This is a genomic window from Levilactobacillus suantsaii, assembly GCF_004115745.1.
Taxonomy (GTDB): Bacteria; Bacillota; Bacilli; order Lactobacillales; family Lactobacillaceae; genus Levilactobacillus; species Levilactobacillus suantsaii.
The window spans coordinates 13,796-27,650 of sequence record NZ_QXIL01000012.1; the positions used below are offsets into that span (position 1 = coordinate 13,796).

A 13,855-nucleotide genomic window follows, 5' to 3' on the forward strand; every position below is an offset into this window, starting at 1 on the left:
ACGAATAACTTCCTATCTTAGTTGTACTGGTTCATTAACTGCGTAAATTCGGTCCCCGCAACCCAGTCTTCCAAGGCAGCAACGGCGTGGTCACTGGCTTGATTGAACAATGGTTGTTGCTCGGCCGTAAAGCGCCCCAACACGTAATCCACGACGGTGTGCTGTTGCGGGTGGGCAATGCCGACTCTGACCCGAGCAAAGTTCTGAGTGCCTACGTGCGCAATCAAACTCTTGATGCCGTTATGGCCACCGGCAGAGCCGTGGTTCCGGAGCCGAATCCGCCCTAATGGCAAGTCCATATCGTCTTGGACGACAATCAAATCACTGACGTCTACTTTGTAGTACTGCATCAGCGGGTGAACGGCCCGACCCGACTCGTTCATAAACGTCGTCGGTTTCACGATCATCACTTTTTCACCGTTGACTAGGCCCGTGCCGTACCGAGCGTTCATCTTGCGGGTCGTCAGGTCAATTTGGTGAGCCCGGGCAAACGCATCGACCACCATAAAGCCGGTATTGTGGCGCGTATTATCGTACTGGGGCCCAATGTTACCCAAACCAACAATCATTTTCATTTTAATTAAGTTCTCCCTTAGCATGCGTTAGATTTTAGACTAGAAACAAAATAGCTGGACGGAAAAATTTCCCGTTCAGCTGGCTGTTAGCCTTACCGTTCTTAGTCAACTGCTCCCAGTATAGCACAGTCCCTAGGCAAGTTCATCCACCACGACCGGGCACAGTCGTTCACCTGGTATTCCCCCTTAGTTTGTGAAATTTCCTCGTTCCAGTCGTAGTCGCTGGTTACGGAACATGTTATACTTACTGATGGGTATTATAGCGTACCTGGATGTCAAAATTTATTAGGAGATGAAGAATTTGACTGCTAAGAATCATCAAAAAGTTGTTTTAGTCGGTGACGGTGCCGTTGGCTCGTCTTACGCCTACTCAATGATGAACCAAGGTATTGCCGAAGAATTCGTAATTGTGGATGTGATTAAGAAGCGGACTGAAGGAGACGCATTGGACCTTGAAGATGCCCAAGTCTTTACCGCTCCTAAGAAGGTTTACTCCGGTGAATATTCTGACGCTAAGGATGCTGACGTTGTTGTCATCACTGCTGGTGCCCCACAAAAGCCCGGCGAAACACGGTTGGATCTGGTCAACAAGAACTTAAAGATCTTGTCTTCCATTGTTAAGCCAGTCGTTGATTCCGGTTTCGATGGTATCTTCGTCGTTGCTGCTAACCCAGTCGACATCTTGACCTACGCTACTTGGAAGTTCTCTGGCTTCCCAAAGGAAAAGGTTATTGGTTCCGGGACTTCTCTGGACACGGCCCGCTTACGGGTTACTTTGGCCAACAAGATTGACGTTGACCCTCGCGACGTGAACGCCTACATCATGGGTGAACACGGTGACTCCGAATTCGCCGCTTACGACGAAGCAACGGTTGCCGGCAAGCCATTGAAGGCCATCGCCAAGGAAAAGGGCTTGACTGACGATGATCTGACTAAGATCGAAGACGCTACCCGGAACAAGGCCTACGAAATCATCAACCGCAAGGGCGCAACTTTCTATGGGGTTGCCACCTGCTTGATGCGGATCACGCGCGCTATCTTGCGTGATGAAAACGCCGTCTTACCTGTTGGGGCCGCATTGAACGGCGAATACGGGTTGGATGACATCTTTATCGGAACGCCGGCGGTCATCAACGCTAACGGTTTGGCTAGCGTGGTTGAAATCCCACTTTCCGACAAGGAAAAGGAAGCTATGGCTAACTCCGCCGCAACCTTGAAGAAGGTTACGAAGGATGGCTTAGCTGCCCTTGAAAACAACTAATTACCACCGTTAAATGCGTCCCGCGAACTACTGGTTTACAGGGCGATAGCAGGCTACCTTGACAGAACATGTTGAGGTGGCCTGTTTTTTTGTGGCGTACAGGTTCCCCGCCCCAGCGGGATTTCTCCACCAAACTAACTCTTCAAGCTGAATGATAATGCCCAGCCAGGATAATTCATCAGCAAAACTTTCAGCCTGCCAAAGTTTTTTCAAAATGAGATGAAGCCTGTTATATCAACGTTGCAACCCCTCACAAAAACTGCGTTTACATTGTCTTTTAAGGCTATTTGAAGTAACCTGATGATATGATATTGGTGACAGTTAAGGATGACGATTTTTCCTCCACTGGCTCATTTCTAGGAGGGGTAATAATATGAAAAAACGAAAAGCAATCGTGATTGGCCTGGTCACCGCCTGTGTTGCGGTGGGCGCCATTTACGTTGGAGAAGCACTCCATTATTCATCCGCTAACGCCTTTTTTAAGGATACAGAAATCGCGGGCGTTAACGTTGGGGGCAGCACAGCCCAACAAGCGGCAGCCAAACTCAAAAGTGCAATGCGTAACCAATCGTTGACGTTGAAGGACGGTAACCAAACCGTTGCCACGTTCAAGACCCAGCAAGCCAACCTCAAGGTCACGTCAACGAAGGCCCTTCAACAACTTATCAATCGACAAAACGTCTGGCAGTGGCCGGCGCATTTGACGACTGCGACCGCGGATAGTTTGAAACTCAACGCTAGCGATCAAAACCAACAAAGCATTTTAGCCCTTGCCAAGCGGCTGACGGCGAAAGCCAACACCAGTCGTAAGGCGGCAAAAGACGCTTCGTTCACCTATCAAAACGGCCATTTCAACGTGACGAAGGAAGTTAAAGGGAACCAATTGGACGCTACTAAGGTCGCCGCGTCCATCACCGCCGCCATCGAAAAGGGAACCTCGACGGTCAACGTGGCGGGTGACTACAAGCAACCCAAGGTGACGACAACTAGCAAGACGTTCAAGACAGCCAAGACCACGGCCGAAAACATCACCAAGCAAAGTTACGTGTACAAGTTAAGTGGCCACAAGATTACCATCCCGGCGGCCACTCTGGGCAGTTGGTTGACCTTTAAGAACGACAAGTTGACGACGAATACCAAGGCCATCAAGACCTACTTGACTAAGCTCAGCCACAAGTACGGGACCATCAACAAGACCCGGTCCTTCAAGTCTACCAAGCGGGGCACGGTCAAGGTCAAGGCAGGTTTGTATGGTTGGAGCATCAACGTCAAGAAGGAAACGCCGGTCCTCAACAAATTGGTCTTAGCTGCCAAGGGGATGTCCCGGACCCCTACGATTCAAGGATCCGGTTACCACAGTAACGGTACGGATATCGGCAACTCCTACGTGGAAGTTGATAAGAAGAACCAGCACATGTGGGTCTACAAGAACGGCAAGGTCGTTGTTTCTACCGACGTGGTCACAGGTAAACCAACTTCAGGGAACCACACGCCATCTGGGGTATGGGTCATCTGGAGTAAGCAACGCAACACTACCCTCCGCGGTGAAAATGACGATGGCTCCAGCTACGCGTCGAAGGTGAAGTACTGGATGCCCGTTGATGACACCGGAGTCGGAATTCACGACTCCTCCTGGCAACCAAAGTATGGGGGCAACTGGTACGTTAAGCACGGCTCCCACGGGTGCATCAACACGCCACCTTCCAAGATCGCGTCAGTTTACGCGAACGTTAAGGTCGGCACGCCCGTCATTATCTTTTAATTAAATTCTCAAAAAGTCAGGTCAAGGTGACCTAGTATGATCACCCTGACCTGACTTTTTTGTGATCCACCCCAATTCGCGCCACTCCTGATTTAGATGGTCACTCACAGTGGGGGAGTTCCCCCCACCTTTACCAACAATTTACTACCGTATTTCGACCGGATATGGTATGATTAGGAAAGATTATGAGAGTTTTTCTAATTTTTTAGGAGGTCATCTGCTATGTTGCTTAAATCCCTAGTGAAACCGAAAGAACGGTTAGTGACGGTTCGCGAGGATATTACCCTGGAACAGGCCTTAAAGGTCTTGGAAGATTCCGGATACCGTTGTGTGCCGATTCTCGATGAAACCGGGCAAATTTTTCGGGGAAACATCTACAAGATGCACATTTACCGCCATAAATCACGGGGCGGCGATATGCAGTTACCCGTGACATCCCTACTGAAGAATGCGACCAAGTTCATTTCTGTGAACGCCGCCTTCTTCAACGTCTTCTTTTCCATTAAAGATTTACCTTACATCGCGGTGTTAGACGACAAAAACGCCTTTTACGGTATCTTGACGCATACTCGCTTGATGGACATGCTGTCCCAATCCTGGAACGTCAACATCGGCAGTTACGTGTTGACGGTGGTCTCCGCCGGTGAACGCGGTGACCTTGAAGGCATGGCTAAAGTCATCACCAAATACACCTCGATTGCCAGTGTGATTAGTCTGGACGCTCAGGAAGGCGAACTGGTCCACCGCACCATGTTCACCTTGCCCGCCGAGGTCGATGAAGACAAACTCAACCGCATCGTCCACGCTCTAGAACGTAAGGAGTTCCACGTACCTGAAATTGAAGACCTCCGCCACGAAAGTTAACTAACGCTAACCAAAATAACCTGAGACGATTTGTGACCAAATCGTCTCAGGTTATTTTGGTGGCCGCACCAACGTCAAAACGCGCCCGCTACTGCACGCGCGTTTGCCGGTTCGGCTGTTGATTGTTATGTAATTTACTTTTATTTCGATTAGGCCGTTTCTTCCGGGACCGATCCGCTAAACCAATGCTGGTCGCTAGCGCGGCATCGACCGCTGCCATCGTCTTGGCATCTAGATGTGTCACCTGATCTTTTAATCGTTGCTTATCGATCGTCCGTACCTGCTCAAGCAAAATGACGGAATCCCGCTCGATACCGGTATCATCCGCCGAAATTGCGACATGGGTCGGCATCTTCGGCTTCTCGATCCGGGCGGTGATTGCCGCCACGATTACGGTTGGACTATAGTGGTTCCCCACGTTGTTTTGAATCACCAACACGGGGCGCATGCCACCCTGTTCCGAACCAACGACCGGTGATAAATCGGCGAAGAAGACGTCACCGCGTTTTATTTCAACACGGGCCATGGGCCGCCATCCCCTATCTTCAATTATAGTTAATGTTGTGTCATCCGAAATTGAGTTAACCGGCGCTCCGCTTCTTCCTCGCAGGGCGTAAAGGCGCGCGTTAAATCCCGATTGATCAACGCCATCGCCTGGTAACCAATAATCAATGCCAACCGCTGTGCAGCTGCCGCGGGTAACGGAACTAACGCCTGACGCCGAACACGGCGAGAAATCTGCACCCGAATTTTAGGGTGGACTGCTTGTTGAGACCGGATCATGGTAACCCTCCTTGTTATGAGACAACCTTCCCATATAGTTTACCACGAATTGCGTACCCGCGAAACGACAATCCTTGTCAACGACTTATCTGCTGACCTAATTACGTCGTAAGCCCAATCCCCCGGGCACACCAACTGGTTTAGCCACCAGCCAAACGTTCCGCATGGTCAAAACGGCTGACCGAGATTTAATTCACATACCGCCGGGGTAACCGACTGGTAAAACCACAAGCAATTTCATAATGAATCGTGTCACAGTAATCGGCTACGTCCTGCAACGTGATCTGCCGCTGGCCATTTCTCCCGACTAACGTGACCCGGGTGCCCCGCACGAAGTTTTGGGGTAACCGAATCATCAACTGGTCCATGCAGATCCGGCCGATAATTTCACAGAACTGGCCGCCAACTAAAACGTGGAACCCTTGCAAACGGCGTTCGTAACCGTCAGCGTATCCAATCGGAACCGTCCCGACCCATTCGTCGGTTGGCGCGGTGTAGGTCGCCCCGTAGCTCACGGATTCCCCAGCTCGTAGACGTTTGGTATAAACCAGTTCACTTTCCAAGCTCATGGCTGGTTGTAACGGATACGGCGTGGTTGGAATCGCCGTACCGGACGGATTCAAGCCGTAACCGGCGACTCCGAAACGAACCATGTTGCCGTTGCAAGCGTCGTGCCACAGACTGGTCGCTGAATTCGACACGTGCACGTAGCGCGGCCGGAACGGCAAAATCGCCACCATTTCCTGCCACTTGGCTACCTGTTGCTTGAAGTAGGCCTGGTCGGGATCATCGGCCGTCGAGAAGTGGGTAAAGATGCCCTCGAAGTTGAAGTCATCCGCCTCGGCCCCCAAAAAGTTCAGGGCGGCTTGTAACTCAGCAGTGGTTCGGAACCCAATCCGCCCCATTCCAGTGTCTAAGCCCAAGTGCACGTTCAGCGGTCGGTTCGGTACCGTTAATTTTAAGTAACGACTGGCCTCGCGCATCCAGTTCAAGTCGGCCACCGTCGCCGAAATGCGGCTCTGGGCCATCAACGGTGCATCGGCTGGTCGGGTCACGCCTAACACCAAGATGGGCTCATTGAACCCAGCTGCCCGTAACTCTAACGCTTCATCTAAAATTGCAACACAAAACCCGGTCGCACCAGCATCTTTGGCGACTTGGGCCACCTGCACGGCACCGTGGCCGTACCCGTTAGCCTTCACGACCATGAATAATTCACAGTCGGCCTTTAAGCGGCTGACTTCTGCTTGAATATTCGCGTGTAACGCCTGACAATCGATCACCAACTGGGTTGGCCGATGTTGTCCTACTGCCATTATGACTGCCCTCTTTCTAAAATAACCTGCGTCATCACCACGGTCGCGGTATGCGAGATCGACACGTGGGCAACGCCCCCAAACGGTTGAAACTTCACGACGGGCCGCCCGGACTCATCGTCACGCACTTCCAGGTCTTGGAAGCTAAACGCGTGGCCGATACCCGTGCCGAGCGCCTTACCGTAGGATTCTTTCACGGACCAGCGCCCCCCCAAATACTCAATGGCGCGTGACCCACTTAATTGCTGATAGTCCACTAATTCACCGGGGGTCAGGACCCGCGCTAAAAAATCGGGGTAACGGGCCACGACTTCCTTGACGCGGGCGAGATCCGTGATATCGATACCGGTGCCATAAATCATGGTGTCACCCCCTAAACATCTAAGCCATATTTTACCACAGCCATCGCTCGATGGGGGCGGTGTTTGATTGGTTCCCCCGAAATATCCCCCAACTGTCCCCGGGAGTAGGCGGTAGACTGCGTCCTAATCTACCAGCCACCGTGTCCCCCAGTTGACAGCCCCTTGCTCTGCGCTACAATGGACCTTATACCTTTTATGAAGGAGTTGGCCTTATTTGAGTAAATTTATCGGTCTGACAGCGGACGTCTTTTTAGATCCCACGTCCGTCATCAATCAACAACGTGCCGATTTCGTCCCCCGCGCGGCCGTCAATGCCGTGTTGGCAGCCGGCGGCATTCCCGTTAGCCTGCCCTACCTTCCCGAAGACCGGGTCGATGCGCTTTTGGAAAAATTGGACGGTGTGATTTTGACTGGCGGCACGGACCTTGACCCGACCTTAGTCGGCGATAACCCCCTTCCCCAACTAGGTCGCACTTACCGGCCCCGTGATCAGTTCGAGATGACTTTGGTCACCCAGGCAGCCGCGCGGCAAATTCCCATCCTAGGCATCTGCCGGGGCATGCAGGTCTTAAACGTCGCGCTGGGCGGGTCGGTCTATCAAGACTTGCCGACCCAATACCCTGGCAAACCACTCTTGCAACACCACCAAAGCGCGCCGGGGGACCTGCCGACTCACCGTGTCACGATTCAGCCGTCCGCGTTGCAAGCGGCCATCGGCACCCACCCACTGGTCAACTCGCGCCACCACCAAGCCGTGAAGGCTCCGGCCGCGGCTTTACGAGTGGTCGCCACCGCACCTGACGGGGTCATTGAAGGGATCGAGTCGTCTGACGCCTTATTGCAGGGGGTCCAGTGGCACCCTGAAAACCTCTGGACGACCCGTCCGGAACAACAAGCCCTGTTTCAGGCTTTTGTTGACCGACTCAACTAAATCATTGATAAAGTAAAACTGGTAATCCTCACGGGGATTACCAGTTTTTTTCATCCCGGACGCGTGGTCATCCTTAATCGTGTGCCCACACGTCACCGCGCGACCGGGACTGATCTTGAGTCATTTCCTATTCCGCCGCAGCACTTGGGTGGACCAAATCCTTGGCGACTAATCGTTCGGCAATCTGGACGGTGTTCCAGGCTGCCCCCTTCAAGAGGTTATCCGAAACGGCCCAGAGATTGAACGCGCCCGGGTTCTCCAAGTCGGGCCGAATCCGGCCGACGAAGGTCTCGCGCTTGCCCGTGGCGTTGATGGGTTGCGGGTACACCTGGTGGGCCGGGTCATCTTCCAAGACCACGCCCGGAGCGGCCTGAATCGCCGCTCGTAAATCAGCGACCGTGGCATCAGGTTTACCGGTGTCAATCCAGATGGATTCCCCGTGGCTGATGGGGACGGGGACCCGCACGCAGGTTGCGGTGACCTTGATCTTTGGTGAATCCATGTCCCCCAACATGATCTTCTTGGTCTCGTGAATCATCTTCCATTCTTCGTGGGAGTACAGATTATCTTCCAAGACGTCGATTTGCGGCAACAAGTTGAAGGCTAACGGGTAATGGTGTGCCTCACCCTTGGTCGGGAAGATTTGCGCTTGCATCTCCTTATGGTCGAGGTAGTCTTGCGCTTCTTGGTAGAGCTCCGTCAACGCCGTTTGTCCGGCGCCAGAAGCGGCTTGGTAGGTCGACACGATAATCTGCTTTAAGCCCACCGCCTGGCGAATCGGCTCCAAGGCCACCATCATCATGATGGTCGAACAGTTGGGGTTGGCAATGATGCCGTGATGCTGGGCTAAAACGTCCTCGTTAACTTCCGGAACCACCAACGGAATTTCCGGATCCATCCGAAAAGCACTGGTGTTATCGACACACACCGCCCCGCGCTTGACAGCTTCCGGCAAAAATTTCTTCGACACGGATCCGCCAGCTGAAGCCAGCACCAGATCCACCCCCGTAAACGATTCGGGCGTCGCTTCTTCCACGGTCACGGGCGTGCCTTTAAACGTTAAGGTCTTCCCCGCTGAACGCTTCGACGCCAACAAATGTAAGTTGGCGACCGGAATCGTCGAGTCCGCTAACTGTTCAATCATGCGGGTGCCCACAGCGCCCGTCGCACCTAGAATCACAACCGTATACCCTTCACTCATAAACCTGTCATCCCTTCATTAATTCTCTAAACTCATTTGTCAAACGCGCTGGGTCAACTTTTCGGTAAAGACTGCCAAGCGCTGCATAGCCGTTTGGATATCGGCCATCGACGCCGCGTACGAAATCCGGAAGTACCCTTCGCCGCTGGCCCCGAAACAGTTGCCCGGAGTCACGCCGACCTTGCCGTCTTCGGCTAACTTTTCCGCAAAGGCCACGGAACTCAGATGAAACGCGGCCGGAATCTTGGAGAAGGTGTAAAACGCGCCGGCGGGCGTCAACGTCTCGTAACCCAACTCGTTTAGCTTAGCGACCACAAAATCACGCCGCTTTTCGTACGCCTCTTGCATGGGCTGCGCGTCGGCTAAGCCAGTCGTTAAGGCCTCTAATGCCGCGTACTGCGCGGGGTTCGACACGCTGGTCACGGCGAACCCATGGAGCTTAGTGGCGTTGGCGATAAAGTCCGCCGGGCCCACGAAGTAGCCGACCCGGTAACCGGTCATCGCGTGCGACTTCGACAAGCCGTTGACCAAAATGCTCCGACCCGGTAAGAGTTCGGCCATCGACACGTGTGGCTGCCCGTACGTCAATTCGGCGTAAATCTCATCGGTCAGCACGTACATCGCGTGTTGTTCGACCACCGCGGCAAGCTCTTCCAGTTGCGCGCGGGTGTATTCGAACCCGGTCGGATTGCCCGGAAAGTTTAAAATCAAGGCCTTGACCTGGTTAGGCCCTTCGCGGTCGATGACCGCTTGCAGGCGCTTGCCGGTCAAGCGAAACCCGTCTTCCGTGGTGTCGATTTCAACGGGGATCGCCCCGAAGAGCTTGACCACGGCCATGTACAGTGAAAACGTCGGCGTCGGAATCAAGACCTTATCGCCGGGGTTCAACATCGCCCCTAACGCTACGAAGATGGCTTCCGTCGCGCCCACCGTGACCAAGACTTCGGTTTTAGGGTCGTAGTTCACGTCAAAGCGTTGTTTCAGGTAACTACTGATAGCGGTCCGCAGGGGTAAGATCCCCTTTTGGGGCGCGTAATGGGACTTGTTGTCCACGATACTTGTGATGGCCGCTTGCTTGACGTGTTCGGGCACGTTGAAGTCCGGTTCCCCTAACGTCAATTTAATCAAGTCAGGAATTTGCGCGAAGTAGCGAATCGGCGAAATTCCGATAGGTGCGATTGTTTGGTTCACAATGGGACGCACGTTTGAATCTAATTGGGGCATTGGCCCTCACCTCGTTCATTAAAATTTAGTCGTTACTGGTCAGTTAAATCAGGTTCTCTAACCCCACAATCAAATCGTGGCGCGTCATCACCGCATCTAGCGCCAGCCGGACGCCCGTCATGAACGAACCCCGGTCGGTGGTACTTTGTTTGATGGTCAAGGTCTCACCCGGTCCCCCGAAAATGGCTTCTTCGTCCGCCACGAAGCCGGGCAGGCGAATCGCGTGAATCTTGATGCCGTGATAATCGCCACCCCGATCACCCAAGTCGTCTTGTTCATCAGGATTATGCGTCTCGGACTTGCCTTGGGCCTGGTAAATCAGTTTGGCGGTATTCAAGGCGGTGCCGGACGGGGCGTCGCGTTTATCGGCGTGGTGGTACTCGACCACCTCAGCGTGGTCAAAGTACTTGGCGGCTAGTTGAGCGAACTTCATCATCAAAACGGCGGAAACGCCGAAGTTGGCGGCGATGACGCCACCGACTTGGTGGTCGGCGGCTAGTTGTTGTAATGCCGCCGTCTGCTCTTCACTCAACCCACTGGTCCCAATAACCGGACGAATCCCGTATTCAATGGCGGTCTTGGTGTTGGCATAGACCCCACTGGGTAAACTAAAGTCGAGCCAGACATCAGCGGGCACGGCCCAATCCGTCAAAGTATTGACGACCTTGACGCTAGCGTCCAAACCGTAGGCGGCTGGATCTAAGTTGGTCACATGGGGGTTGAACACCCCAACGAGTTGTAAATCGTCGGCCGCTTGAATCATGGCCAGCGCTTTTTGCCCCATAGCGCCCGTGAAGCCGGACACGATAATCGAAATCATTGGCGCACTCCTTCCTGAGTCCCTAAGGCCTGGTATAACGTGGCCTTTTCCTGGTCAGTCAACGCCAGGATCGGTAACCGGCACCCACCGACCTGGTAACCCTGGTCGTTCAAGACCGCCTTGACCGGTGATGGTGACGGGTACATGAACAATGCCGCCATCTTCGGGGTCAGTTCCCGCTGGATGGCCCCAGCGTGCTGGACATCCCCCGTTGCCAAATCGTGATACATGGCTGTCATCTGCTCACCATACAGGTGGGAAGCTACCGACACGACCCCGGTCGCGCCAATCGTCTTGGCGAACAACGCTTGGGCGTCTTCGCCGGTGTAGACCAGGAAGTCGGCTGACACGTGGTCTACGATGGTCTGCACAGCCAACGATCCACACTGCTTGATCCCCGCAATATTCGGAACTTGAGACAACGCGATTACCGTTTCCGGTGTCATGGTGACGCCCGTACGACCCGGGATATTATAGATGATGATGGGTAAATCAGACGCCGCCGCGATGGCCTTGAAGTGGGCCTGCATCCCCCGTTGATTAGGCTTGTTGTAGTATGGCACGACCTCTAAGGCGTAATCGATGCCTTTGATTTGGGCTACCTTGCGGGTGAAGTCGATGGTCGCCTGGGTGTTATTGCTCCCAGCCCCCGCAATGACGGGCACCCGGCCAGCCACCATTTGGCCGAAGCGGGTGTACAGTTCTAATTTCTCGGCTTCCGTTAAGGTCGGCGTTTCCCCCGTCGTGCCCCCGATGACGAAGCCCTGGCTACCGGTCTGAAGTAAGTGTTCGGTCAGGCGTGCTAACGCGTCGTAGTTCACGGCCGAACCATCCGCCGTGAACGGAGTGATGATGGCCGTCAATAAAGTTGCTGTTTGTTCCATAATTACGCCTCCATTATGCTTGCATGCGTTCTTCTAAAAAGCCACAAACCGCGTGGACCCCGCCATGATAGCGGCCTCATGAGGCTGAAACTCGGCGGTATGTAAGGCCCCCGGGCTATCGACACCCAACCAAAACATGGTGCCCGGGATTTTAGCCAATAGGTAGCCGAAGTCCTCACCAGTCATCGCCGGGCGGGTCTCTTGATAGGTGACCGTTGGCTCGTGTTGCATATAGGTGATGAACCGCTGGGTCAACGCCGGATCATTCTCGACGGGATAGTACCCCCCCTGCGTAAAATCGACATCGATGGTCGCGTTGTAAGCCGCGCCGATTCCAGCAGCGACTTCACTGACCCGCTGGCGAATCCGCAGTAACATATCCTGGGTCAAGCCCCGAATCGTGCCCTCGATGCGGGCGGTGCCGGCAATCACGTTGCGAATCGTGCCGGCGTTAACCTTGCCCAAAGTGATCACGCCACAACGCGTGGGGTCGATATCACGCGAGATGATGGTCTGCAGTTGGAGGATTAAAGCCGCGGCGATGACCACCGCATCGGTGGCCTGTTGTGGAAAGGCCGCATGGCCGCTCTTGCCGTGGACCGTCAAATTGACCTCGGTAGTCCCGGCGAACAAGGTCCCCAAGCGACAGCCGATGGTCCCGGTCGGTAAAGTCGGATTGTCGTGTAAGCCATAGAACTCATCGACCTGATAATCCCCGGAGAACAGGCCCAAATCGTAGGCTAATTTACCGCCACTTTGGCTTTCTTCGGCTGGTTGAAAGAAGAAGACTAGGTTATCTTTGGGCTGATGGTCGGCAAAGTAGCTCAGAATACCTAAGGCCACCGTCGCGTGTAAATCGTGGCCACAAGCGTGCATCACGCCCGGGTGTTGCGAGCGAAACGCCACGGTCGTGGGCTCGGTGACCGGCAAGGCATCGATGTCCGCCCGATAGCCGATGGTCCGTTGCGGGTCGGCCCCCGCCACTCGAACCAGTAAGGCCGTTTGTAACCGTGGGTCTTCGTGGACTGTCAGATAGGTCTGCGGCAAGGTCGCAATGACCTGTTTCAGGTAGGCCTGCGTTTGGGTCTCCTGCAAAGCTAACTCCGGAATCTGATGCAGATGGCGCCGAATCTTGATCAATTCTGGTTCCGTTAAGGTCATAAGCGTCTCAGATCCTTTTCAATGTGCGTCTTAGCTTCCGTCTGCTGATCTTTGATTTTCAAAACCTTGGCGGGGACGCCCGCCACTACGGCATTTTCGGCCACGTCTTTGGTGACTACAGCTCCGGCACCGACGACCGCATTATCGCCAATCGAGACCCCTTCGAGGACCACGGCGTTGGCGCCAACCGTGACGTTATCGCCAATCGTGACTGGCGTGGCTGAAGCGGGCTCGACTACCCCGGCGAGGACGGCGTTGGCGCCGATGTGGGCGTTTTGTCCCACGATGGCGCGGCCACCCAAGACGGCCCCCATATCAATCATCGACCCGGCCCCAATCTCGGCCCCGATATTAATGACAGCGCCCATCATGATGACGGCATTATCGCCAATCGTCACTTGGTCGCGGATGATAGCGCCCGGTTCGATGCGGGCGTTGACGTGTTCAATCGGCAGCATCGGCACCGCCGAATTCTGGGCGGTTACTTCTAAGTGGTAGTCGGCTGGTTGCTTGTCCGCTAAGAGCGGTTCAATCGCGCGGTAGTCGCCCACCAGGATGGCGAAATCTGGGGCCAAAAAAGACTGCACCCCGCTCGGAATCTGGTCAGCGGTGTAATGCCCCTGCACGGTGACCTTGACCGGTGTAACCTTTTTAGCATTCCCAATGTACGCAATAATTTCTTCAGCACTCATTTTTTGCATTCTCTTTTTC

At 54.1% G+C, this 13,855-nt stretch carries 14 protein-coding genes and 1 pseudogene; 4 read left to right on the plus strand and 11 right to left on the minus strand.

The window, feature by feature from the left end; translation table 11 throughout:
* Nucleotides 1-17: 17 nt before the first annotated feature.
* Entirely contained in the window at nt 18-575 is a 558-nt protein-coding gene (gene pth, locus DXH47_RS07030) for an aminoacyl-tRNA hydrolase (RefSeq protein ID WP_129032656.1), read from the minus strand.
* 292 nt (nt 576-867) lie between these two features.
* Here pth and DXH47_RS07035 point away from each other — a divergent pair, with 292 nt between their 5' ends.
* The 3 genes from DXH47_RS07035 (at nt 868) to cbpA (ending at nt 4,462) form a co-directional block, all read left to right on the plus strand.
* Nucleotides 868-1,836 carry an L-lactate dehydrogenase gene (locus DXH47_RS07035; RefSeq protein ID WP_129032657.1) on the plus strand — a complete coding sequence of 323 codons (969 nt, stop codon included), beginning with the start codon at nt 868-870 and terminating at the stop codon, nt 1,834-1,836.
* Nucleotides 1,837-2,209: 373 nt separating this feature from the next.
* The gene (locus tag DXH47_RS07040) at nt 2,210-3,598 is read left to right on the plus strand and encodes a L,D-transpeptidase family protein (protein WP_129032658.1); all 1,389 of its coding nucleotides are present in this window, start codon (nt 2,210-2,212) and stop codon (nt 3,596-3,598) included.
* Between the two features lie 222 nt (nt 3,599-3,820).
* Nucleotides 3,821-4,462: a cyclic di-AMP binding protein CbpA gene (cbpA, locus tag DXH47_RS07045; RefSeq protein WP_129032659.1), complete on the plus strand. Its 642-nt coding sequence runs from the start codon at nt 3,821-3,823 to the stop codon at nt 4,460-4,462.
* Nucleotides 4,463-4,550: 88 nt separating this feature from the next.
* On the opposite strand, the gene DXH47_RS07050 is transcribed toward cbpA, so the two are convergent.
* The 4 genes from DXH47_RS07050 to acpS all read right to left on the minus strand — a co-directional run bounded on the left by DXH47_RS07050 (nt 4,551) and on the right by acpS (nt 6,923).
* Nucleotides 4,551-4,988, minus strand: a complete 438-nt coding sequence (locus DXH47_RS07050; RefSeq protein ID WP_129032660.1) for a type II toxin-antitoxin system PemK/MazF family toxin — start codon at nt 4,986-4,988, stop codon at nt 4,551-4,553.
* A 29-nt stretch (nt 4,989-5,017) separates the two neighbouring features.
* On the minus strand, nt 5,018-5,245 hold the full coding sequence (locus tag DXH47_RS07055) for a hypothetical protein (protein ID WP_129032661.1): 228 nt from the start codon (nt 5,243-5,245) through the stop codon (nt 5,018-5,020).
* Between the two features lie 188 nt (nt 5,246-5,433).
* Entirely contained in the window at nt 5,434-6,561 is a 1,128-nt protein-coding gene (gene alr, locus DXH47_RS07060) for an alanine racemase (protein ID WP_129032662.1), read from the minus strand.
* Nucleotides 6,561-6,923, minus strand: a complete 363-nt coding sequence (gene acpS, locus DXH47_RS07065; protein WP_129032663.1) for a holo-ACP synthase — start codon at nt 6,921-6,923, stop codon at nt 6,561-6,563. The genes alr and acpS overlap by 1 nt, the downstream gene beginning before the upstream one ends.
* A gap of 214 nt (nt 6,924-7,137) precedes the next feature.
* Here acpS and DXH47_RS07070 point away from each other — a divergent pair, with 214 nt between their 5' ends.
* Nucleotides 7,138-7,854, plus strand: coding sequence for a gamma-glutamyl-gamma-aminobutyrate hydrolase family protein (locus DXH47_RS07070; RefSeq protein ID WP_129032664.1), 717 nt, complete (start codon nt 7,138-7,140; stop codon nt 7,852-7,854).
* Between the two features lie 127 nt (nt 7,855-7,981).
* Here DXH47_RS07070 and DXH47_RS07075 read toward each other — a convergent pair whose 3' ends face one another.
* From DXH47_RS07075 to dapD, 6 genes and pseudogenes are all read right to left on the minus strand, one after another.
* A complete protein-coding gene (locus DXH47_RS07075; protein ID WP_129032665.1) occupies nt 7,982-9,055 on the minus strand; it encodes an aspartate-semialdehyde dehydrogenase in 1,074 nt (357 codons plus the stop codon).
* Between the two features lie 39 nt (nt 9,056-9,094).
* Complete coding sequence (locus DXH47_RS07080; protein WP_129032666.1) at nt 9,095-10,279, minus strand: aminotransferase class I/II-fold pyridoxal phosphate-dependent enzyme; 1,185 nt, start codon at nt 10,277-10,279, stop codon at nt 9,095-9,097.
* Between the two features lie 43 nt (nt 10,280-10,322).
* Nucleotides 10,323-11,099: a 4-hydroxy-tetrahydrodipicolinate reductase gene (gene dapB, locus DXH47_RS07085; RefSeq protein ID WP_129032667.1), complete on the minus strand. Its 777-nt coding sequence runs from the start codon at nt 11,097-11,099 to the stop codon at nt 10,323-10,325.
* Entirely contained in the window at nt 11,096-11,983 is an 888-nt protein-coding gene (gene dapA / locus DXH47_RS07090; RefSeq protein ID WP_129032668.1) for a 4-hydroxy-tetrahydrodipicolinate synthase, read from the minus strand. The genes dapB and dapA overlap by 4 nt, the downstream gene beginning before the upstream one ends.
* A gap of 13 nt (nt 11,984-11,996) precedes the next feature.
* Nucleotides 11,997-13,144: pseudogene (locus DXH47_RS07095) on the minus strand (N-acetyldiaminopimelate deacetylase).
* A complete protein-coding gene (gene dapD / locus DXH47_RS07100; protein WP_129032670.1) occupies nt 13,141-13,845 on the minus strand; it encodes a 2,3,4,5-tetrahydropyridine-2,6-dicarboxylate N-acetyltransferase in 705 nt (234 codons plus the stop codon). The pseudogene DXH47_RS07095 and the gene dapD overlap by 4 nt, the downstream one beginning before the upstream one ends.
* Nucleotides 13,846-13,855 lie beyond the last annotated feature (10 nt).

Excerpts from the sequence above, each read along its gene's own strand:
- pth (WP_129032656.1), bottom strand. The coding sequence starts at position 575 with ATGAAAATGATTGTTGGTTTGGGTAACATTGGGCCCCAGTACGATAAT.
- DXH47_RS07035 (WP_129032657.1), top strand. The coding sequence starts at position 868 with ATGAAGAATTTGACTGCTAAGAATCATCAAAAAGTTGTTTTAGTCGGT.
- DXH47_RS07040 (WP_129032658.1), top strand. The coding sequence starts at position 2,210 with ATGAAAAAACGAAAAGCAATCGTGATTGGCCTGGTCACCGCCTGTGTT.
- cbpA (WP_129032659.1), top strand. The coding sequence starts at position 3,821 with ATGTTGCTTAAATCCCTAGTGAAACCGAAAGAACGGTTAGTGACGGTT.
- DXH47_RS07050 (WP_129032660.1), bottom strand. The coding sequence starts at position 4,988 with ATGGCCCGTGTTGAAATAAAACGCGGTGACGTCTTCTTCGCCGATTTA.
- DXH47_RS07055 (WP_129032661.1), bottom strand. The coding sequence starts at position 5,245 with ATGATCCGGTCTCAACAAGCAGTCCACCCTAAAATTCGGGTGCAGATT.
- alr (WP_129032662.1), bottom strand. The coding sequence starts at position 6,561 with ATGGCAGTAGGACAACATCGGCCAACCCAGTTGGTGATCGATTGTCAG.
- acpS (WP_129032663.1), bottom strand. The coding sequence starts at position 6,923 with ATGATTTATGGCACCGGTATCGATATCACGGATCTCGCCCGCGTCAAG.
- DXH47_RS07075 (WP_129032665.1), bottom strand. The coding sequence starts at position 9,055 with ATGAGTGAAGGGTATACGGTTGTGATTCTAGGTGCGACGGGCGCTGTG.
- DXH47_RS07080 (WP_129032666.1), bottom strand. The coding sequence starts at position 10,279 with ATGCCCCAATTAGATTCAAACGTGCGTCCCATTGTGAACCAAACAATC.
- dapB (WP_129032667.1), bottom strand. The coding sequence starts at position 11,099 with ATGATTTCGATTATCGTGTCCGGCTTCACGGGCGCTATGGGGCAAAAA.
- dapA (WP_129032668.1), bottom strand. The coding sequence starts at position 11,983 with ATGGAACAAACAGCAACTTTATTGACGGCCATCATCACTCCGTTCACG.
- dapD (WP_129032670.1), bottom strand. The coding sequence starts at position 13,845 with ATGCAAAAAATGAGTGCTGAAGAAATTATTGCGTACATTGGGAATGCT.